Origin of the sequence: Agrococcus sp. GCM10030265, assembly GCF_042666675.1 — a bacterium.
Lineage (GTDB): Bacteria > Actinomycetota > Actinomycetes > Actinomycetales > Microbacteriaceae > Agrococcus.
In genome coordinates this window covers 930,092-948,930 of sequence record NZ_JBHTCZ010000002.1, presented here as the reverse complement: position 1 = coordinate 948,930, position 18,839 = coordinate 930,092, and the positions used below count along the sequence as shown (strand labels likewise).

General features: G+C 73.0%; 21 protein-coding genes. 14 read left to right on the top strand and 7 right to left on the bottom strand.

The features are described 5' to 3' along the window. Positions 1 to 51: 51 nt before the first annotated feature. On the bottom strand, positions 52 to 1,251 hold the full coding sequence (locus tag ACFQPP_RS08800; RefSeq protein WP_376916201.1) for a cobalamin-independent methionine synthase II family protein: 1,200 nt from the start codon (positions 1,249 to 1,251) through the stop codon (positions 52 to 54). Positions 1,252 to 1,314: 63 nt separating this feature from the next. After that, positions 1,315 to 1,911 (bottom strand): hypothetical protein, encoded by a 597-nt coding sequence (locus ACFQPP_RS08795; RefSeq protein ID WP_376916199.1) that lies wholly within the window; start codon positions 1,909 to 1,911, stop codon positions 1,315 to 1,317. Between the two features lie 111 nt (positions 1,912 to 2,022). Here ACFQPP_RS08795 and leuC point away from each other — a divergent pair, with 111 nt between their 5' ends. The 7 genes from leuC to ACFQPP_RS08760 are packed head-to-tail and all read left to right on the top strand — an operon-like array spanning position 2,023 to position 8,993. Next, positions 2,023 to 3,459 (top strand): 3-isopropylmalate dehydratase large subunit, encoded by a 1,437-nt coding sequence (leuC, locus tag ACFQPP_RS08790; RefSeq protein ID WP_376916198.1) that lies wholly within the window; start codon positions 2,023 to 2,025, stop codon positions 3,457 to 3,459. Continuing rightward, positions 3,459 to 4,067, top strand: coding sequence for a 3-isopropylmalate dehydratase small subunit (gene leuD / locus ACFQPP_RS08785; protein ID WP_376916197.1), 609 nt, complete (start codon positions 3,459 to 3,461; stop codon positions 4,065 to 4,067). The genes leuC and leuD overlap by 1 nt, the downstream gene beginning before the upstream one ends. A 35-nt stretch (positions 4,068 to 4,102) precedes the next feature. Further along, on the top strand, positions 4,103 to 5,425 hold the full coding sequence (murA, locus tag ACFQPP_RS08780) for a UDP-N-acetylglucosamine 1-carboxyvinyltransferase (protein WP_376916780.1): 1,323 nt from the start codon (positions 4,103 to 4,105) through the stop codon (positions 5,423 to 5,425). A gap of 2 nt (positions 5,426 to 5,427) precedes the next feature. Continuing rightward, positions 5,428 to 6,168 carry a lysophospholipid acyltransferase family protein gene (locus ACFQPP_RS08775; RefSeq protein WP_376916196.1) on the top strand — a complete coding sequence of 247 codons (741 nt, stop codon included), beginning with the start codon at positions 5,428 to 5,430 and terminating at the stop codon, positions 6,166 to 6,168. Next, positions 6,161 to 7,171, top strand: coding sequence for an NAD(P)H-dependent glycerol-3-phosphate dehydrogenase (locus tag ACFQPP_RS08770; protein ID WP_376916195.1), 1,011 nt, complete (start codon positions 6,161 to 6,163; stop codon positions 7,169 to 7,171). The genes ACFQPP_RS08775 and ACFQPP_RS08770 overlap by 8 nt, the downstream gene beginning before the upstream one ends. After that, entirely contained in the window at positions 7,168 to 8,256 is a 1,089-nt protein-coding gene (locus ACFQPP_RS08765) for a D-alanine--D-alanine ligase family protein (protein WP_376916194.1), read from the top strand. Before ACFQPP_RS08770 ends, ACFQPP_RS08765 begins: the two co-directional genes overlap by 4 nt. Beyond that, positions 8,253 to 8,993, top strand: a complete 741-nt coding sequence (locus tag ACFQPP_RS08760) for a hypothetical protein (RefSeq protein ID WP_376916193.1) — start codon at positions 8,253 to 8,255, stop codon at positions 8,991 to 8,993. The genes ACFQPP_RS08765 and ACFQPP_RS08760 overlap by 4 nt, the downstream gene beginning before the upstream one ends. A 130-nt stretch (positions 8,994 to 9,123) precedes the next feature. On the opposite strand, the gene ACFQPP_RS08755 is transcribed toward ACFQPP_RS08760, so the two are convergent. Next, complete coding sequence (locus ACFQPP_RS08755; RefSeq protein ID WP_376916191.1) at positions 9,124 to 9,393, bottom strand: acylphosphatase; 270 nt, start codon at positions 9,391 to 9,393, stop codon at positions 9,124 to 9,126. 20 nt (positions 9,394 to 9,413) lie between these two features. Then, positions 9,414 to 10,160, bottom strand: coding sequence for a YqjF family protein (locus ACFQPP_RS08750; protein WP_376916190.1), 747 nt, complete (start codon positions 10,158 to 10,160; stop codon positions 9,414 to 9,416). Positions 10,161 to 10,318: 158 nt separating this feature from the next. Between ACFQPP_RS08750 and ACFQPP_RS08745 the strand changes: the two genes are divergently transcribed. Further along, positions 10,319 to 10,717, top strand: a complete 399-nt coding sequence (locus ACFQPP_RS08745; RefSeq protein WP_376916188.1) for a VOC family protein — start codon at positions 10,319 to 10,321, stop codon at positions 10,715 to 10,717. A 112-nt stretch (positions 10,718 to 10,829) separates the two neighbouring features. On the opposite strand, the gene ACFQPP_RS08740 is transcribed toward ACFQPP_RS08745, so the two are convergent. Further along, on the bottom strand, positions 10,830 to 11,528 hold the full coding sequence (locus ACFQPP_RS08740) for a DsbA family protein (protein ID WP_376916186.1): 699 nt from the start codon (positions 11,526 to 11,528) through the stop codon (positions 10,830 to 10,832). Positions 11,529 to 11,632: 104 nt separating this feature from the next. On the opposite strand from ACFQPP_RS08740, the gene ychF reads away from it, so the two are divergent. From ychF to ACFQPP_RS08720, 4 genes are all read left to right on the top strand, one after another. Beyond that, positions 11,633 to 12,706 carry a redox-regulated ATPase YchF gene (gene ychF / locus ACFQPP_RS08735; protein WP_376916184.1) on the top strand — a complete coding sequence of 358 codons (1,074 nt, stop codon included), beginning with the start codon at positions 11,633 to 11,635 and terminating at the stop codon, positions 12,704 to 12,706. Positions 12,707 to 12,819: 113 nt separating this feature from the next. Beyond that, entirely contained in the window at positions 12,820 to 15,390 is a 2,571-nt protein-coding gene (locus tag ACFQPP_RS08730; RefSeq protein WP_376916183.1) for an excinuclease ABC subunit A, read from the top strand. Positions 15,391 to 15,602: 212 nt separating this feature from the next. Further along, a complete protein-coding gene (locus tag ACFQPP_RS08725) occupies positions 15,603 to 15,986 on the top strand; it encodes a helix-turn-helix domain-containing protein (protein ID WP_376916182.1) in 384 nt (127 codons plus the stop codon). A 12-nt stretch (positions 15,987 to 15,998) separates the two neighbouring features. Then, complete coding sequence (locus ACFQPP_RS08720) at positions 15,999 to 16,583, top strand: IMPACT family protein (protein WP_376916181.1); 585 nt, start codon at positions 15,999 to 16,001, stop codon at positions 16,581 to 16,583. 34 nt (positions 16,584 to 16,617) lie between these two features. Here ACFQPP_RS08720 and arfB read toward each other — a convergent pair whose 3' ends face one another. Together arfB and ACFQPP_RS08710 are read right to left on the bottom strand one after the other, a co-directional pair. Further along, positions 16,618 to 17,058: an alternative ribosome rescue aminoacyl-tRNA hydrolase ArfB gene (gene arfB, locus ACFQPP_RS08715; protein WP_376916180.1), complete on the bottom strand. Its 441-nt coding sequence runs from the start codon at positions 17,056 to 17,058 to the stop codon at positions 16,618 to 16,620. 59 nt (positions 17,059 to 17,117) lie between these two features. Beyond that, the gene (locus ACFQPP_RS08710) at positions 17,118 to 17,588 is read right to left on the bottom strand and encodes a MarR family winged helix-turn-helix transcriptional regulator (protein ID WP_376916179.1); all 471 of its coding nucleotides are present in this window, start codon (positions 17,586 to 17,588) and stop codon (positions 17,118 to 17,120) included. 162 nt (positions 17,589 to 17,750) lie between these two features. Between ACFQPP_RS08710 and ACFQPP_RS08705 the strand changes: the two genes are divergently transcribed. Next, positions 17,751 to 18,077 (top strand): RNA polymerase subunit sigma, encoded by a 327-nt coding sequence (locus ACFQPP_RS08705; RefSeq protein WP_376916178.1) that lies wholly within the window; start codon positions 17,751 to 17,753, stop codon positions 18,075 to 18,077. A gap of 133 nt (positions 18,078 to 18,210) precedes the next feature. Further along, entirely contained in the window at positions 18,211 to 18,726 is a 516-nt protein-coding gene (locus tag ACFQPP_RS08700) for a hypothetical protein (protein ID WP_376916177.1), read from the top strand. Positions 18,727 to 18,839: the final 113 nt, after the last annotated feature.

Sequence of the window (18,839 nt, the reverse complement as noted above, 5' to 3'; positions counted from 1 at the left end):
GACCACGCCCCGGCGACCGCGCTGCGCGGCACCGGGCGCCCCGGTGCGGGGCTAGGGGCGCGCGAGCGCCGCACCCTCGCCGAGGGCGGCGAGCTTCGCCCATGCGATCTCGGGATGCACGCGGCCACCGAGGCCGCAGTCGGTCGATGCGACGACGCGCTCGGGCCCCACGATCGACGCCCACCGCTCGATGCGGTCGGCCACGAGGCGCGGATGCTCGACGACGTTCGTCGCGTGGCTCACGACGCCGGGGAGCAGTCGCACGTGCTCGGGCAGGTCGACGCCCTGCCACACGCGCCACTCGTGCTCGTGCCGCACGTTGGCGGCCTCGAACGAGATGGCGCCGGCCCCGACCTGCAGCACCTGGTCGACGATGTGCTCGAGCCCGAGGTCGGTGACGTGCGGGCCGTGCCACGAGCCCCAGCACACGTGCAGGCGCACGCGCTCCGGCGGGATGCCGCGCAACGCGTGCCGCAGCGCGTCGATGCGCACCTGCAGCCATGCCCGGTAGTCGGCGACGGTCGGCTCGGGCGAGATCTGGTCCCAGCTCTCGGCGAGCGAGGGGTCGTCGACCTGCACGGTGAGGCCCGCGTCGACGATCGCGAGGTACTCCTCGCGCAGCACGTCGGCCCATGCCCACACGTGCTCCTCGTCGGTCCCGTAGTGCTCGTCGGCGACGCGCGCGCCCGAGCCGGGGGAGAGCGCCGTGAGGAAGCCCTCCTCGACGCCCGCCGCGTCGATCGCCGACCGCAGCGCCCGCGCGTCGGACGCCACCGCATCCTGCCCGACGTACGACAGCGGGCCGGTGGTCGCGGGGAATCGCACGGCTCGGCGCCCTGCGAGCACGCCGTCCGGATCCGAGTACGCGCCGGGGAAGCCCACGCGGTCGCGGCGATGCGGGAAGGACGTGAGGCGGATGCGCCCGGGCTCGCTCGCGACGTGCCCCGATCGGTAGACGTCGTCGTCGGTGAGCGCGAGGCCCGCGACGCGCTGGAAGGCGTACGACCACCACGCTCCGTAGTCGACGGCCGTCGACATCGCCTTGCCGTACTCGCCGTCTCCGACGATGCGGATGCCCGCGTCGCGCTGGCGCACGACGACGTCGGCGACCGCAGCCGTCACGAGCGCGTCGTGCTCGGCGGTGCGCTCGAGCGTGAAGCCGTCGGCGGACACGGTGCGCGCCGCGTTCGCCGCGAGGAGGGCGGGCGTGCGGGGGAGCGAGCCGGCGTGGGTCGTGAGGATCTCGGTCACGCGCGCCAGCCTCGCAGGGGCCGTGGGCACGGCGCCAGGGTGCGACGCCGCGTGACGCCGCGGTCAGCGCCGCTGCGGCACGACGCGACCCGTCGTCCAGGTCGCGATGGCGTGCGCGACGGCGTCGAGGCTCGGCCGCATCCCGATCTGGTGCAGCGCGAGTCCGCGCCTCGCGATGCGTCGTCGCTGCGCGTCGGAGAGATCGCCGTCGAGCATCGCGGCGTCGACGTGCAGCGTGAGTCGGGCGCGGCGGGTCGAGCCGGCGAGCGTCGCCGACCGCACGGCCTGCCACGGCATCCGCACCTGCATGCCAGGCAGGGTGATCGCGAGCCCGCGCGCATCGGCGACGACGCGCTCGCGCAGCGCGCGCAGGCCACCCCACGCGTGCGCCATGATCACGAGGTTCGCGACGGCGGTCAGCACGACGAACGGCATGATCGCGCCCATGGGCGCGACCGTCCAGATCGCCGAGCCGTCGCCGACGGCCGTGCTCGCGCCGGCGAGCACGGCCATCGCGAGGACGAGCAGGATCATGATGGCGACGAGGATCGACACGAGCACGACGAGCGGTCGGTAGAAGCGGTCGACCGCGGCGCGATCGGTCGTGACGACGAGCGCGGCCGGATGCGCGACGGGCGGATGCGAGGGAGCGTGCTGCACGCTCCGATCCTCCTCGCGCCTGCTGGACGCCCCGTGCGTGGCTCCCGGCGGTCGGACGCCCCCGTCGGACCCCGGGCGTAGACTGGCCGACTGGAGCACAGGAGGACACGGATGGGCAGGACGCTGGCCGAGAAGGTCTGGGACGACCACGTCGTCGTGAAGGGGGAGGACGGCTCGCCCGACCTCATCTACATCGACCTCCACCTCGTGCACGAGGTCACGAGCCCCCAGGCGTTCGACGGGCTGCGGCAGGCGGATCGCCCCCTCCGGCGCGTCGATCTCACCGTCGCGACCGAGGATCACAACACCCCGACGCTCGCGATCGACAAGCCCATCCAGGATCCGACGAGCGCGAAGCAGATCTCGACGCTGCGCGACAACGCCGCCGAGTTCGGCGTGCGCATCCACTCGCTCGGCGACAAGGAGCAGGGCATCGTCCACATCGTCGGGCCGCAGCTGGGCCTCACGATGCCGGGCATCACCGTCGTGTGCGGCGACTCGCACACCTCGACGCACGGCGCGTTCGGCGCGATGGCGTTCGGCATCGGCACGAGCGAGGTCGAGCACGTCATGGCCACGCAGACGCTGCCGCTCAAGCCGTTCAAGACCATGGCCATCACCGTCGAGGGCGAGCTGCGCCCCGGCGTCACCGCGAAGGACATCATCCTCGCCGTCATCGCGAGGATCGGCACGGGCGGCGGCGCCGGCTACGTGTTCGAGTACCGCGGCTCGGCCATCCGCGCCCTCTCGATCGAGGGCCGCATGACCATCTGCAACATGTCGATCGAGGCAGGCGCCCGTGCGGGCATGGTCGCGCCCGACCAGACGACGTTCGACTACATCGAGGGCCGCGACCATGCGCCGAAGGGCGCCGACTGGGACGCCGCCGTCGACTACTGGAAGACCCTCCCGACCGACGACGACGCCGTCTTCGACGCCGAGGTCGTCATCGACGCGAACGAGCTCGAGCCGTTCGTGACGTGGGGCACGAACCCCGGCCAGGGCTCGCCGCTGTCCGAGACGGTGCCCGCACCCGAGTCGTTCGCCGATCCCGTCGACCGCGCCGCGGCCGAGCGGGCGCTCGCGTACATGGATCTCGCGCCCGGCACGCCGCTGAAGGACGTGCGGGTCGACACCGTCTTCATCGGCTCGTGCACGAACTCGCGCATGGAGGATCTCCGTGCGGCCGCCGACATCCTGCGCGGCAGGCGCAAGGCCGAGGGCCTGCGCGTCATGGTCGTGCCCGGCTCGGCGCGCGTGCGCCTCGAGGCCGAGGCCGAGGGCCTCGACAAGGTGTTCACCGACTTCGGCGCAGAGTGGCGCTTCGCCGGGTGCTCGATGTGCCTGGGCATGAACCCCGACCAGCTCGCTCCGGGCGAGCGCTGCGCATCCACCTCGAACCGCAACTTCGAGGGGCGCCAGGGCAAGGGCGGGCGCACCCACCTCGTGTCGCCGCTCGTCGCCGCGGCGACCGCGATCCGCGGCACGCTGTCGAGCCCGTGGGATCTCGAGATGGATGCGCGCCGCACCGAGGAGGCGATGGCCTGATGGAGCAGATCACCCAGCTGACCGGCCCGATCATCCCGCTGCGGTCGTCGAACACCGACACCGACCAGATCATCCCCGCCGTCTTCCTCAAGCGCGTCACGAAGACGGGCTACGACGACGCCCTCTTCCACCACTGGCGCCAGGATCCGGCGTTCGTGCTCAACCAGGAGCCCTACCGCCACGGCGGCATCCTCGTGACCGGGCCCGACTTCGGCACGGGGTCGAGCCGCGAGCACGCCGTGTGGGCGCTACGCGACTTCGGCATCACCGCGGTGCTGAGCCCCCGCTTCGGCGAGATCTTCCGGGGCAACTCGGGCAAGCAGGGACTCCTGACGGGCGTCATCCCCGAGGAGGCCGTCGAGCGCCTCTGGGCCGCGGCCGAGGCGAGCCCGGGAATGCAGACCACCGTCGACCTCGTTGCCCGTACGGTGACGATCGGCGACGAGACGATCGACTTCCAGATCGACGACTACACGCGCTGGCGCCTCCTCGAGGGCCTCGACGACATCGCGCTCACGCTGCGCGAGGAGGAGCGGATCACGGCCTTCGAGGCCACCCGACCCGCTTGGATGCCGAGGACGCTGCCGGTGCAGACGGGAACCAAGTGAACGCCGACCAGCTGTCCGCGACCTCAGCCAAGGCCATCGGGCTCGACGTCGACGCGATCACGGTCCGCGGCGGCAAGCCGCTGACCGGACGCATCGAGATGAAGGGCGCGAAGAACCTCGTCACGAAGGCGATGGTCGCGGCGCTGCTCGCCGACACGCCCTCCGAGCTGCGCTCCGTGCCCGAGATCAGCGACGTCCGCGTCGTGCGCGGGCTCCTCGAGATCCACGGCGTCGTCGTCGAGACGCTCGGCGACACCATGCGTCTCGACCCGGTCGACGTCGAGAGCGCGCACGAGACCTCGATCAACGCGCACGCAGGCTCGAGCCGCATCCCCATCCTGTTCTGCGGGCCGCTGCTGCACCGCCTGGGCGAGGCCTTCATCCCCGACCTCGGCGGCTGCCACATCGGCGACCGCCCCATCGACTACCACCTCGACGTGCTGCGCAACTTCGGCGCCGTCGTCGAGAAGCTGCCGACGGGCATCCGCATGTCGGCCCCCGAGGGCCTGCACGGCGCGAAGGTGCGGCTGCCGTACCCGTCGGTCGGCGCCACCGAGCAGGTGCTGCTGACGGCGACGCGTGCCAAGGGCCGCACCGAGCTGTCGAACGCGGCGGTCGAGCCCGAGATCATGGACCTCATCGCGATCCTGCAGAAGATGGGCGCCGAGATCCAGGTCGACACCGACCGCACCATCCGCATCGAGGGCGTCGACCAGCTGGTGGGCTACAGCCACACGGCGCTGTTCGACCGCAACGAGGCCGCCTCCTGGGCGTGCGCGGCGCTCGCGACCGGCGGCGACATCTTCGTCGGCGGTGCGCGCCAGCAGGAGATGACGACCTTCCTCAACGTGTACCGCAAGGTCGGTGGCGCATTCGAGATCGAGGACGACGGCATCCGCTTCTGGCACCCCGGCGGCGACCTCAAGCCCGTCGTCGTCGAGACCGACGTGCACCCGGGCTTCATGACCGACTGGCAGCAGCCGCTCGTCGTGGCGCTCGCGAAGGCCAAGGGCATCTCGATCGTGCACGAGACGGTGTACGAGCAGCGCTTCGGCTTCACCGAGGCCCTGCGCGACATGGGCGCGACGATCCAGATCCACACCGAGTGCCTCGGCAGCCACGCGTGCCGCTTCGGCCAGCGCAACTACCAGCACTCGGCCGTCATCGCGGGCCCGGCGACGCTGCACGGCGCCGACATCGTCGTGCCCGACCTGCGCGGCGGCTTCAGCCACCTCGTGGCGGCGCTGACGGCCGAGGGCACCTCGCGCATCTCCAACGTGGGCATCATCGCGCGCGGCTACGAGCGCTTCATCGAGAAGCTGACCGTGCTCGGGGCCGACTTCGACGTCGACGGATGACCATGGCCCGTCACGGCGAGCGCACGCCCGCGTTCCGCGTCCTCGCGGGCGCGGTCGTGCCGCCGATGACGGCGATGGCCGACATCCGGCTGCATCACGCCGAGCGCGTGCCGCAGTCGGGGGCCTTCGTGCTCGCACCGAACCACATGAGCGAGATCGATCCGCTCGCGATCGGCGTCGCCGTCTGGAAGGCGGGGCGCGCCCCGCGCTTCATGGCGAAGTCGAGCCTGTTCCGCGTGCCCCTGCTGGGGCGCTTCATGCGGGCGACGCAGCAGATCCCCGTCGATCGGGCGGGCGTCGTGCGCGGCGCCGATCCCATGCAGGCGGCGCGTGCGCTCGTCGAGCAGGAGCTCGCCGTCATCATCTACCCGGAGGGCACGCTGACGCGCGATCCCGAGCTGTGGCCCATGCGGGGCAAGAGCGGCGCGGTGCGGATGGCCCTGCAGGCTGGCGTGCCGCTCATCCCCGTCGCGCACTGGGGTGCGCAGGAGCTCATGCCGCGGTACGGGCGCGGCGTGCGGCCGTTCCCGCGCAAGCGCATCGACGTGCTGTTCGGCGAGCCGCTCGACCTCGACGCGTACCGAGGCGGCCCGATGGATCAGGCGACCCTGCTGCGCGCGACCGACGAGCTCATGGAGGCGATCACGGCGCTGCTCGCCGAGCTGCGTGGCCAGCAGGCGCCCGCCGAGCGGTGGGATCCGGCGAAGCGCGGCCAGAGCGAGACGGGGCGCTTCGATGGCTGACGTCGCCGTGCTCGGCGCCGGCTCGTGGGGCACGACGTTCGCGAAGGTGCTCGCCGACGGCGGCAACCGCGTGACGGTGTGGGCGCGCAGGCCCGAGGCTGCGCGCGAGATCGTCGAGTCGCGCCGCAACACCCGCTACCTGCCCGGCATCACGCTGCCCGATGCGCTCACCGCGACGTCGGATGCGGCCGAGGCCGTCGCCGGCGCGCAGCAGGTCTACCTCGCGGTGCCGAGCCAGCAGCTGCGCAGCACGCTCGGCGCGCTGCTGCCCGTGCTGCCGGACGGCGTGCCGCTCGTGAGCCTCATGAAGGGCGTCGAGGCGGGCACGCGCCTGCGCATGAGCGAGGTCATCGCCGAGGCCGCGCACGTCGGCCCGGAGCGCGTCGCCGTCGTGTCGGGCCCGAACCTCGCGCTCGAGATCGCGAAGGAGCATCCGACGGCCGCCGTGGTCTCCTGCGCCGACATCGACGTCGCGATGGCCGTGGCGCGCGTCGCGCGCAACGACTACTTCCACTCGTTCGTCAACGACGACGTCATCGGCACCGAGTTCGGCGGCGTGCTGAAGAACCTCGTCGCCGTGGCGATCGGCATCGTCGACGGCGTGGGCTACGGCGAGAACACAAAGGCGTCGATCATCACGCGCGGGCTCGCGGAGCTCACGGCCTTCGCCGTCGCGCACGGCGCGAAGCCCGAGACGATGCAGGGGCTCGCGGGCCTCGGCGACCTCATCGCGACGTGCGCGTCGCCGCTGTCGCGCAACTTCACCGCGGGCCGGCTGCTCGGCCTCGGCTACTCGCGACAGGACGTCGTCGCACGCATGAACCAGGTGGCGGAGGGGCTCTCGTCCATCGCGCCCGTCGCCGAGCTCGCCGCCGCGCGCGGCATCCCGATGCCCATCCTCGAGCAGGTGCGGCTCGTGATCGACGAGGCGATGGACCCGAGGGACATCGCCCCGCACCTCACGACCGACGACGCCGAGCCCACCATGGAGATGCTCTCGTGACCGACCGCATCCGCGTCGCCCTGCTCTTCGGCGGCCGTTCGAGCGAGCACGCGATCTCGTGCGCCACCGCAGGCAGCGTGCTCGCGCACATCGACCGCGACCGCTACGACGTCGTGCCCATCGGCATCACGCGTGCCGGCGCGCTCGTGCTGCAGCCCGACGACCCCGAGTCGATGACGCTCGACCGCATGCCCGAGGTGGGCGACGGCGACCGCGTGCTGCTGCCGTCGACGACCGACTCGCGCGACCTCGTCGCGATCGATGCCTCCGGTGCCATGCGCTCGCTCGGCCCCGTCGACGTCGTCTTCCCCATCCTCCACGGCCGGTTCGGCGAGGACGGCACCGTGCAGGGCATGCTCGAGCTCGCCGGCATCCCGTACGTCGGCAACGGCGTGCTCGCGAGCGCCGTCGGCATGGACAAGCACTTCACGAAGACGGTGCTCGCGCACGCGGGCATCACGGTCGCGCCGTGGATCACGGTGCAGCGTCGCGAGTGGGATGCCGACCCCGAGGCCATCCGCACGCGGCTCGGCGACCTCACCATGCCGTTGTTCGTGAAGCCGGCCCGCGCGGGCTCGAGCGTCGGCGTCTCCCGCGTCACGTCGCTCCTCGAGCTCGACGGCGCGATGGCCGAGGCGTTCGCCGAGGACTCGCGCGTGCTCATCGAGGCCGGATGCCCGGGCCGCGAGGTCGAGGTCGCCGTGCTGCAGGGCCGCGACGGCGCGATGCCGCGCGCATCGCTGCCCGGCGAGATCGTGCTGCGGCCGGGGGAGTTCTACGACTTCGACGCGAAGTACGTCGACCCCGATCGCGCACGCGTCGTCTGCCCCGCCGAGCTCGACGAGGCCACGACGGCCGCGGTGCAGGCCACGGCGATCCGCGCCTTCGAGGCCATCGAGGGCTCCGGCCTCGCGCGCGTCGACTTCTTCATCTCCGAGCAGCACGGCCTCGTCGTCAACGAGATCAACACGATGCCGGGCTTCACGACCATCTCGATGTTCCCCCTCGCGTGGGGAGCCTCCGGCGTCGCCTACGGCGACCTCATCACCGAGCTCGTCGAGCTGGGGCTCGCGGAGGAGCGATGAGCCCGTGGTGGGCGGTCGCGACGTTCGTCGTGACGGTCTTCACCGCCGGTGGCCTCGCTCGGCTCGTCGACCCGGCGGCGTCGGCCGACTCGCCCTCGCTGCTCTGGGCGGCGCCCGCGGTCGCAGCGGGCGTCACGTGGCTCATCGGGCGGAGGGCGCTCGCGATCATGCTGCCCGGCCCCGTGCCGCGCAGGCAGCTCGTCGCGCACACGATCCTCGGCGCCGCGGCGGCCGCGCTCGTCGTCGTGCTCGCGGCCGCGGGCATCGGCATCGCGACGGGCATCGACGCCATCCCCGAGCACGACGCCCGCGTCGACGTGCTCCCGCTCTGGCTGCTCGCGGTGCCGTGCGCCTTCGCGCTCGAGCTCGGGTGGCGCGGCACGCTGCAGCCGCTCGTCGAGTCGCGGCTCGGCCGCATGGGCGCGAGCGTCGCCGTCGGCCTCGTGTGGGCGGCGTGGCGGCTCGAGGTCGACGAGGCGTCGACGATCGTCGGCACGATCGTGACGTCGATCGCGCTGTCGGTGCTGCTCGGGTACCTCTCCACGGGCGCGTGGTGGCAGCGGTGGATCACGGCGGGCGTCGCGCAGTCGATCCTGACGTTCGCGTTCGCGGGCTTCGCGTGGGATGGCCCGCGTTCGCTCATCGTCGCCGCAGCCTCCGTCGTCGTCACGGTGGCCTGGCTGCTCATGTTCCGCTCGGCGCAGCGTCGGCGGGCGCGAGCGGCCGACGCGGCCTAGCCCGACGACGCCGAGCCGGCCAGGGTCGTCGCGATCGCGGCGTCCGCGTGGGCGCCGCGGCAGGCGACGCCGCGATCCGCGCCGGGTGCCGGCCGTCGAGCGCGCGGGATCCGCCGTGCCTCGTCGAGGCTCAGTGGATCGCGAACCCCGTCGTGCCCTGCGGCTCCTGCTCGACCTGCTCGGCTCCCGCGACGGTCGCCGACGCCGGGCCGTGCTGCAGCCAGGCGAGCATGCGCTCGACGGCGTCGTCGTCGCCCTCGACGACGACCTCCACGGAGCCGTCGAGCAGGTTGCGGGCGCTGCCGGCGACGCCGAGCCGGTCGGCCTCCTGCTTCGCCGCCCACCGGAACCCGACGCCCTGCACCGAGCCGTGCACCGTCACCACCCTGCGCGTCGTCATGGCCCCGACGATACGCGTCGTCAGCGCTGCGGCACCGTGAAGGAGGTCGACACCCCCGGCGCGAACAGCACGCTGTCGGGCTCGCGGCTCGCGACGCCCGAGAAGCCCGCTGCCTCGAGCAGCCCGTCGCGCAGGTGCACGAGCTCGGCGGGCTGCAGCGGCCACGGCTCGTGCTCGTTGCGGCAGAGGATGGTGCGGCCGAGGTGGCGTTCATGGAAGCCCCACCTGCCGGTGAGGAAGGTGGCGAGCCCGTCGTCGGCCTCGGATGCGTCGTGCTCGCGCGGCAGCACGCGTGCGACGAGGTGGGAGCGCGCACCCGGGCTCCCATGGCGGCGCGTGCGGTAGGCGACGAGGTCGCCGCGCCGCCCGTGCCGCATCGACGCCCACCGGTAGGGCAGCCCGAACGCCGCCTGCGCGACGAGCACCGGCACGAGATGGTCGGCGTCGAGGCTCGCGAAGACGACGCTGCGGTTGCCCGCGTCGTCGACGGCGTAGAGGCGCACGTTGACCTCGGGGAAGTCGCCGAGCCATGGCACGGGCGGCCCACCGAGGAAGGCGCTGCGCGACATGCGGAAGGCGATGAGGCCGACCCACGCGCTGCCGTCGTGCAGGTCGGGGACGCAGCCGGGCGGCAGGTGCGGGACCACGAGCGACGCGTCGACGCGCCAGTGCACGAACACGACGTCGCTCCAGCGCTGGCTGAGGATGCGGGGGCCGCCCAGCGGCGGTGGGGCGGCGCTCACGCCGAGGGGTGCGGGATGCGGCACGTCGCCATCGTGCCACCCGCGCCCCGCGCCCCGCGCGTCCCATCCGTCTCGCATGCGCCGCGCGTCCCATCCGTCTCGCATGCGCCGCGCCGCGGATCGGCGAGGAACGCTTGCGGCCGGGCGTCGTCGTCGCCAGGCTCGTCGCGAGGAGGTGGTCCATGCCCGACTACATCGAGGGGTTCAGCGGCTTCGCCGTGCCCGACACCGCCGCGGCTGCGGCGTTCTACCGCGACGTGCTCGGCCTCGTCGTCAAGGAGGAGCACGGCATGCTCTTCCTCGCGCTGCCCGGGGGAGCTGGCGTGCTCGTCTACCCGAGGCCCGATCACGAGCCTGCGGCCTTCACGGTGCTGAACCTCGTCGTGCCCGACCTGCCCGCCGCCGTCGACCTGCTCGTCGCGAAGGGCGCAGAGTTCGTGCGCTACGACGGGTTCCGACACGACGAGCGCGGCATCGTGCCGGGCGGCGGCCAGGGGCCCGACATCGCCTGGACGACCGATCCGGCCGGCAACGTGATCGCCGTCATGGAGCGCGTGCAGGCTCCGGAGGGCGCCGCCTGATGGAATGCGCGCCATCGCCCCGCACGAGATGAGCCTCAGCGGTGCATCGAGGGCGCATTCCACCTCGCGGTCCGCTGACGCTCATCTCGTGCCCGCCGACGCGGGGCGCGGCTCAGGCGCAGCCGTCGGGTCCGCACACCTCGCCGTCGGCGGTCGTGCCGACCGGCTGCAGCGGCGAGCGCGCCGCCCAGGCCTGCTCGAGCGCGCTGAGGAAGACCTCCTCGGGCTGGGCTCCCGAGACGCCGTACGCCCGGTCGAGCACGACCATCGGCACGCCCTGGATGCCGAGAGCGCGCGCCTCGGCGACGTCCTGCTGCACGTCTGCGATGCGCGAGCCCGTCGCGAGCTCCTGTCGCACGGCCTCAGCGGGCACGCCCTCTGCGGTGGCGATGCACTCGAGCAGGCCGGCGTCGCCGATGTCGCGACCCTGCTCGAAGTGCGCGGCGAGCAGGGCCTCCTTCACCTCGGCCTGCACGCCGTGCTCCTTGGCGAGGTGGAGGATCTGGTGCGCGCGCATGCTGTTGGCGACGACGAGCGCGTCGAAGTCGTAGGCGAGGCCCACGGTGCGCGCCTGCTGCGTGACGTGGGCGAACATCTGCTCGGCCTGCTCGACCGAGATGCCCTTGCGCGTCGCGAGGTACTCGGCCTCGGTGCCGTCGTGGTGCTCGGGCAGCGTGGGATCGAGCTGGTACGACCGGTAGGTGACCTCGACCTGGTCGCGGAACGCGAACCGCTCGAGCGCCGCCTCGAAGCGACGCTTGCCGATGTAGCACCACGGGCACGCGATGTCGGACCAGATCTCAACCTGCATGCCGTGGTGCAACGCACGGATCACCGTGGGCATTTCCTCGCGTCGATCGGCGTCGTCGCGGCAGTGGCCCGGCGGCGACGGGGTCGCCGGTAGGCTCGATCCCCGTGGCACTCACGATCGGCATCGTCGGACTCCCCAACGTGGGCAAGTCGACCCTCTTCAACGCACTGACCAAGAACCAGGTGCTCGCCGCGAACTACCCGTTCGCGACGATCGAGCCCAACGTCGGCGTCGTCGAGCTGCCGGATCCGCGCCTCGATCGCCTCGCCGAGATCCACGGATCCGCGAAGATCCTGCCGGCGACGGTCTCGTTCGTCGACATCGCGGGCATCGTGCAGGGTGCGAGCGAGGGCGAGGGGCTCGGCAACCAGTTCCTCGCGAACATCCGCGAGGCGGATGCGATCGCGCAGGTCGTGCGCGGCTTCGCCGACGGCGACGTCGTGCACGTCGCAGGCGCCGTGAACCCGGCGAGCGACCTCGAGACGATCAACACCGAGCTCATCCTCGCCGACATGCAGACCCTCGAGAAGGCCATCACGCGCCTCGAGAAGGAGGTGCGCGGCAAGAAGGCCGACCCGGCCGTGCTCGCCGCCGCCGAGCAGGCGAAGGCGGCGCTCGACGCGGGCACGCTGCTGTCGGCTGCCGACGTCGACCTGACGCTGCTGCGCGAGTTCGGCCTCATGACGGCCAAGCCCATGCTGTTCGTCTTCAACGTCGACGAGGCCGTGCTCACCGACGACGCCCGCACGGCCGAGCTCGCGGCGCTCGTCGCGCCCGCGAAGGCCGTCTTCCTCGACGCGAAGGTCGAGTCGGAGCTCGTCGACCTCGAGCCCGAGGAGGCGCTCGAGCTGCTGCAGTCGCTCGGCCAGGAGGAGTCGGGCCTCGACCAGCTCGCCCGCATCGGCTTCGACACCCTCGGCCTGCAGACGTACCTCACGGCCGGCCCGAAGGAGTCGCGCGCCTGGACGATTCGCAAGGGTTGGACGGCGCCGCAGGCCGCCGGCGTCATCCACACGGACTTCGAGAAGGGCTTCATCAAGGCGGAGGTCGTGTCGTTCGACGACCTCGACGCCGCCGGCTCGATGGCCGACGCGAAGGCGAAGGGCCGCGTGCGCATCGAGGGCAAGGACTACGTCATGGCCGACGGCGACGTGGTGGAGTTCCGCTTCAACGTGTGACCCTCGGCGCGACCGGTCCTCGCGACCGGTCGCGCCACGCATCCCCACTACCGCAGGAACGCGCGACCGCCGAGGCGGCCGCGCGCCCCACGCATCCGCGTGAGACTGGACGCATGGACGACGAGCGCCGACCCGAGCCAGCCCCACCGGGGCGCGTGCGCATCCGCGGCGCTCGAGAGCACAACCTGCGCGACGTGGGCCTCGACATCCCCCGGGATGCGCTGGTCGCGTTCACGGGCGTCTCGGGCTCGGGCAAGAGCTCGCTCGCGTTCGGCACGATCTACGCGGAGTCGCAGCGCCGCTACTTCGAGTCGGTCGCGCCGTACGCGCGCCGGCTCATCAGCCAGGTGGGCGTGCCCGACGTCGACCTCATCGAGGGCTTGCCGCCGGCCGTCGCGCTGCCGCAGCAGCGGTCGGGCGGCTCGGCGCGCTCCACCGTCGGCAGCGCGACGACGATCGCCAACGTGGTGCGGATGCTGTTCTCGCGCGTCGGCAGCTACCCCGACGGGGCCCCGATGCTGCTCGCGGAGGACTTCTCGACGAGCACGGTGCAGGGCGCGTGCCCGACGTGCCACGGGCTCGGTCGCGTCTACGACGTGCCGGAGGAGTCGATGGTGCCCGACGACTCGCTCTCGATCGCGGAGGGCGCGCTCGCGGCATGGCCGACGGCGTGGCACGGCAAGCAGCTGCGCGACAGCCTGATCTCGCTCGGCTACGACCCCGACGTGCCGTGGCGCGACCTGCCGCGCGCGCAGCGCGAGTGGGCGCTGCTCACCGACGAGTCGCCCCAGGTGCCGATCTTCCGCGACCGCTCGCCCGCGCAGGTTCGCGCGGCCGTCGCCGAGGGCCTCGAGCCCTCGTACATGAGCACGTTCCTCGGCGTGCGGAGGTACGTGCTCGACACGTTCGCGGGTTCGAAGAGCGCTCGGATGCGCGAGCGTGCGGCGTCGTTCATGCGCAGCGTCACGTGCCCCTCCTGCGGCGGCCGTCGTCTGAAGGCGGATGCGCTGGCGGTGACGTTCGAGGGCCTCGACATCGTCGAGCTCGCCGCGATGCCGCTCGACGACCTCTCCGCGGTGCTGCGTCGCGTGCAGGAACCGGGCTGGGGCAGGGGCGCCCACGCGGTGAGCCCCGAGCGACGCCTCGCGGCCCAGCGGCTCGTCGGCGAGGTGCTCGCGCGGCTCGAGCCCATCGTCGACCTCGGCCTCGGGGCGCTGTCGCTCGATCGGCCGACCTCGACGCTGTCGTCGGGCGAGCTGCAGCGCATGCGCCTCGCCACGCAGGTGCTCTCGCAGCTCTTCGGCGTCGTCTTCGTGCTCGACGAGCCGTCGGCCGGGCTGCACCCGGCCGACACCGAGTCGCTGCTCGGCATCCTCCGCCGGCTGCGCGACTCGGGGAACACGGTCTTCTTCGTCGAGCACTCCGTCGACGTCGTCCGCGAGGCGGACTGGATCGTCGACATCGGGCCGGGTGCAGGCAGGTCCGGCGGCTGCGTCGTCTACTCCGGTCCGCTCGACGGCATCGGCGACGCGACCGACTCCGTCACCCGTCGCTACCTCCTCGACGAGCCGGCCGCGAGCGACGAGCCGCGCGCGAGGCGCGCGCCGCAGGGCGCCATCGACCTCGTCGACGTGCACCGGCACACGCTCCACGGCCTGACGGTCTCGATCCCCGTCGGCGTGCTGACGGCGGTGACGGGCATCTCGGGCTCCGGCAAGTCGACGCTCATCGACCAGGCGCTGCCGGACCTGCTGCAGGCAGGGGCTGGCAGCGAGCTCGATGCCCACGCGTCGGGCGTCGAGTCGCAGCCCGTCGTCGACGACCCGCTGGCCGAGACCGAGTCGGTCGTCACGCGCGGCAGCGCGTCGGGCCCGGCCGACCGGTTGCGCCGCATCGTGCAGGTGAGCCAGCGACCCATCGGACGCACGCCGCGCTCGAACGTCGCGACGTACACGGGCGTGTTCGACCGCATCCGCGCCGCCTTCGCCGCCACGCCCGAGGCGAGACGGCGCCGCTACGGCGCGAGCCGCTTCTCGTTCAACGTCGCGGCGGGCCGCTGCCCGGTGTGCAAGGGCGAGGGCACGGTCGAGGTCGAGCTGCTGTTCCTGCCGTCCGTCTCGTCGCCGTGCGCCGCGTGCGGCGGCACGCGGTACGCCGCCGAGACCCTCGAGATCGAGCTGCACGGGCGCACGATCGCCGACGTGCTGGCCATGAGCGTCGAGGAGGCCCGCGTCGCCTTCGACGGCGACGAGGAGATCGTGCGCCATCTCGACGCCTTGCTCGACGTCGGGCTCGGCTACGTCGCCCTCGGGCAGCCGGCCACCGAGCTCTCGGGCGGCGAGGCCCAACGGGTGAAGCTCGCCGCCGAGCTGCGGCGCGTGCAGCGCGGCGACACCCTCTACCTGCTCGACGAGCCGACGTCCGGCCTGCACCCGTCCGACTCCGACCGCCTCCTCGCGCACCTGCAGCGGCTCGTCGACGGCGGCTGCACCGTCGTCATGGTCGAGCACGACATGCGGGTCGTGGCGGAGGCGGACTGGGTGATCGACCTCGGTCCGGGATCCGGGGAGGCCGGCGGGCGCGTGGTGGCGGAGGGGACGCCCGAGACGGTCGCCTCCTCCGAGACGAGCCGCACCGCGCGCTACCTCGAGGCCGCCCTGCGACGGCGGGCGTCGACCCGCTGAGCGTCGCTTCGTGGCCCGGACCCATCGATGCGCGTCCGTCGTGCCACCCGCGTGCCGCCCCGGGTCTTGCGAGGCTGGAGCCGGTCGCATCGACCTCATCGAGGAGAGGACTCACCCGTGACGCAGACGCGCCGAGCACTCATCGTCATCGACGTGCAGCGGGAGTGCTTCGACGGGCCGCTGACCGTGCAGCATCCGGACCCGCAGCGGGGATGAGCCGCCGCACCTTCGCACCCGCCTTCCGCGCCTCGACGGGCACGACGTCGGCCGCCTGGGTGCGGTCGCGGCGTCTCGACGGGGCACGTCGTCTGCTCGAGACCACCGACCGGCCGGTCGATCGCATCGCCGACGCATGCGGCCTCGGCAGCGCGGTCACGCTCCGTCAGGGCTTCGGCGCCGCGTTCGGCACGACGCCGTCCGCCTGTCGGCATCGGTTCGACGCGCGCGTCCGACGTGCCCGGCGACCCGCGAGACCCAGCCGCCTCGGCGTGGGGCGTGCGCGGCCGCGCCCAGGCGGCGCCGGCACCCCGCGCTTCGTCGCGTGGGCGTGGTCGGTACCCTCGATCGTGCCCGCCGCATCCCGCCTCGACGTCTGAGCAGCCCGCACCGTGCCCGTCTCCCTCCTCGCCCCGGTCGACAGCGAGCTCGTCGTCAGGCGCAGCCGCTTCGTCGGGCGCATCGAGCCCGTCGCCGGCCGCGACGAGGCGGTGCGCATCGTCGCGGCGCTGCGGCAGCGGCATCCCGACGCGGCCCACGTGTGCTGGGCGCTCCTCGCGGGCGGCGAGTCGGCGGCCGTCGACGACGGCGAGCCCTCGGGCACCGCGGCGCGGCCGATGATGGACGTGCTGCGGCACAACGACGTCGACGGCGCCCTCGCGACGGTCGTGCGCTGGTTCGGGGGCGTGCGCCTCGGCGCGGGTGGGCTCGTGCGCGCCTACTCCACGACGACGTCGCTCGCGTTGCAGCAGGCGACGCTCGTGCCGGTGCGACGCACGATCGGGCTCTCGGTCGCGGTGCCGTACGCGCTGGAGGGTGCGCTGCGACGCGAGCTCGACGCGTCGGGCGCGACGCTCGACGACGTGACGCACGGCGCCGACGTCGTCGCCGTCTTCACGATCGACGAGCAGGAGGCCTCGAGCGTGATCGCCCGCGTCGACGACCTCGCGCAGGGTCGCGCGCGCTGGCGTCGCTAGCCGCCGTGTCCTCGCGTCGTCGCGCCGTGGCCGATCATTCGACGCCCGGCCGCCCGCGCCCGCGCTTCGTCGCTCCGCGGCGACGCTTCCCGTCGAGCCTGCGGATGCCGGAGGCGCGCGTCGGCCGCGTCGCGCGGCGGGGGATGGGCGGCGCGAGCGCTTCGCGCAGCAGGGCGGCGAGACGCTCGCGTGCGACGACGCGGTTCTGCCGCTGCGAGCGCTGCTCGGTCGCGACGACCGTGAGCACCGTGCCGGCGAGGCGCGGCGCCAGGCGCGCGAGCGCTCGCGTGCGCTGGACGTCGGTGAGCGCGGTCGTCGCGGCGAGGTCGAGCGAGAGCTGCACGCGCGAGTCGGTCGTGTTCACGCCTTGACCGCCCGGGCCCGATGCGCGCGAGAACCGCTCGTCCAGCTCCGCCGCGCGGATGCGCAGGCCGCGCGGCGCTCCCGGGCCCGGTGGCACGTGCAGGTCGTCCATGCCTCGAGCATGGCGCGCCTGCTCGCCCGCCGCGAACGTCGACGCAGGCTCGCCCGCGTCTAGCGGCACTCCTCGTCGACCGCCCGCTGCACCTGTGCCAGCACGCGCACCAGCACCTCCGCCTCGCCGGCGTCGAGGCCGCGCACGACGTCGCGGATGCGCTCGGTCACGGGGTCGGCGGCGTCGGGGTCGTTGCGGTTCGACGGCACGACGACCTTGCTGCGCGCGTCGCCGGCGACGGGGCGGTACGCGACGAGGCCGTTCTCGGCCAGCCGCTTCAGGATGGCCGTCATGCCACCGGGCGTGATGTTCACCAGTCGAGCGAGCGCCTTCGGGGTGAGCGGGCGATCGTCGTCGGCAGCCTCGGTGACGAGACGAAGCACCTCACGTGTCGTCTGGCTCGGTCCGCAGGCGCTCTGGCGTCGTCGCACGAGGCGCGCCTCGGCGAGCCGGAGCTCCTCGATCGCCCACGCCGCGCGGGACTCGGCCGCTCGGGAGTCGGTGCTCGATGCGGTCTGCAGCTGCGTCATGTGGCTCGACCTCCGTATCGCAGATGACGTCTCGATGAACCATTCCTCGGACCCCGTTGCGCCCGACATCGAGAGTATGTAACTTGCTCGGTGAACTAACGATATCGCGATCGAACGATCTTCGCCAGGCCGGCGATCGCCTCGCACGAGTCAGGAGCATCCATGGGAACGCTGCACTACGGCATCGCCGACGCCGGCATCCGCATCGACGACGAGACGCTCGCGCACCTCGCCGCGGTGATGGTCGCGAAGCTGCGCAGGCACGAGCCGTTCCTGCTGACCTGCCGCTCGGAGTCGTCGCGCGAGGCGATCTGGCTGCATGGTGCGAGCACGGTGCGCTTCTCGTACGACGAGCCGGCCCCGACGACGCTCGACAAGGCGCGACTCGAGGCGATGGTGAAGGAGTCGAACCGCCCCACCGGGCTCGTGCTTGAGGATGCGCTCGTCGCCCGCCCGGCGGCCGTCGAGGCGCTGGCGGTGGCCGCATGAGGCGCCGACTCGCGCCGGCCGCGAGCCCGTGGCGCGCCGTCGGTGCGCAGGTGCTGCACCCCATCGTGGCGGACCCCGGTGCGCAGGCCGCTCCCAGCGCGACGCGCGGGCATCCCGACGAGGAGCGACCGCGATGAGCATCGTCGTCGATCGCGATGCGCGGTCACCCCATGACCTCCTCGCCGCCGAGGTCGAGCTCATCCAGGGCTCGACGCGCCAGTTGCTCCTGACGCTGCTCTCGCTCGACGACGCGGCGCTCGCCGAGCCGAGCGTCACGCGGCTCGGCACGCGGCGGCACGTGGTCGCGCGGCTCGTGCGCCACGCCGACCGTCGCCTCGCCGCGATCGAGGGCACGCCCGAGCCGATCGCCGACGACGCCCTGCTTCGCGTCACCCACGCCGAGCTGCTCGACCGCGTGACGGGATCCCTCGGCGCCGTGATCGCCTCGCTCTCGGCGCATCCTGCAGGAGCCGCGCCGCAGGCGTCGCTCGATGCCGCACGCGAGCATCTCGCGTGGCTCGAGCTCAGCCACGTCGACCTCGGCGCCGGCCGCACGATCGACGCCATCCCCGACGCCGCGCTCGACGCCGTCGCCACCCACTTCCAGGCCGACCGGCACAGCCCCTTCGCTGCGCTCGTCGCGCACTGACCCACGAAGGAGACCCATGGCACCCATGACCCCGCAGCAGGCACCCGCGTCGATCGCCGACCGCGAGGACGACGCCGAGTTCGGGCGTTGGCTGCGCCTCATCAACCACGGCG

What these genes read in the sequence shown, in the direction of transcription:
- arfB (WP_376916180.1), bottom strand. Translation starts at nt 17,058, where the DNA reads ATGGACGACCTGCACGTGCCACCGGGCCCGGGAGCGCCGCGCGGCCTG.
- ACFQPP_RS08740 (WP_376916186.1), bottom strand. Translation starts at nt 11,528, where the DNA reads ATGCAGGTTGAGATCTGGTCCGACATCGCGTGCCCGTGGTGCTACATC.
- ACFQPP_RS08705 (WP_376916178.1), top strand. Translation starts at nt 17,751, where the DNA reads ATGGGAACGCTGCACTACGGCATCGCCGACGCCGGCATCCGCATCGAC.
- leuC (WP_376916198.1), top strand. Translation starts at nt 2,023, where the DNA reads ATGGGCAGGACGCTGGCCGAGAAGGTCTGGGACGACCACGTCGTCGTG.
- ACFQPP_RS08775 (WP_376916196.1), top strand. Translation starts at nt 5,428, where the DNA reads ATGGCCCGTCACGGCGAGCGCACGCCCGCGTTCCGCGTCCTCGCGGGC.
- ACFQPP_RS08725 (WP_376916182.1), top strand. Translation starts at nt 15,603, where the DNA reads ATGAGCCGCCGCACCTTCGCACCCGCCTTCCGCGCCTCGACGGGCACG.
- ACFQPP_RS08700 (WP_376916177.1), top strand. Translation starts at nt 18,211, where the DNA reads ATGAGCATCGTCGTCGATCGCGATGCGCGGTCACCCCATGACCTCCTC.
- ACFQPP_RS08730 (WP_376916183.1), top strand. Translation starts at nt 12,820, where the DNA reads ATGGACGACGAGCGCCGACCCGAGCCAGCCCCACCGGGGCGCGTGCGC.
- leuD (WP_376916197.1), top strand. Translation starts at nt 3,459, where the DNA reads ATGGAGCAGATCACCCAGCTGACCGGCCCGATCATCCCGCTGCGGTCG.
- ACFQPP_RS08755 (WP_376916191.1), bottom strand. Translation starts at nt 9,393, where the DNA reads ATGACGACGCGCAGGGTGGTGACGGTGCACGGCTCGGTGCAGGGCGTC.
- ACFQPP_RS08710 (WP_376916179.1), bottom strand. Translation starts at nt 17,588, where the DNA reads ATGACGCAGCTGCAGACCGCATCGAGCACCGACTCCCGAGCGGCCGAG.
- ACFQPP_RS08745 (WP_376916188.1), top strand. Translation starts at nt 10,319, where the DNA reads ATGCCCGACTACATCGAGGGGTTCAGCGGCTTCGCCGTGCCCGACACC.
- ACFQPP_RS08770 (WP_376916195.1), top strand. Translation starts at nt 6,161, where the DNA reads ATGGCTGACGTCGCCGTGCTCGGCGCCGGCTCGTGGGGCACGACGTTC.
- ACFQPP_RS08760 (WP_376916193.1), top strand. Translation starts at nt 8,253, where the DNA reads ATGAGCCCGTGGTGGGCGGTCGCGACGTTCGTCGTGACGGTCTTCACC.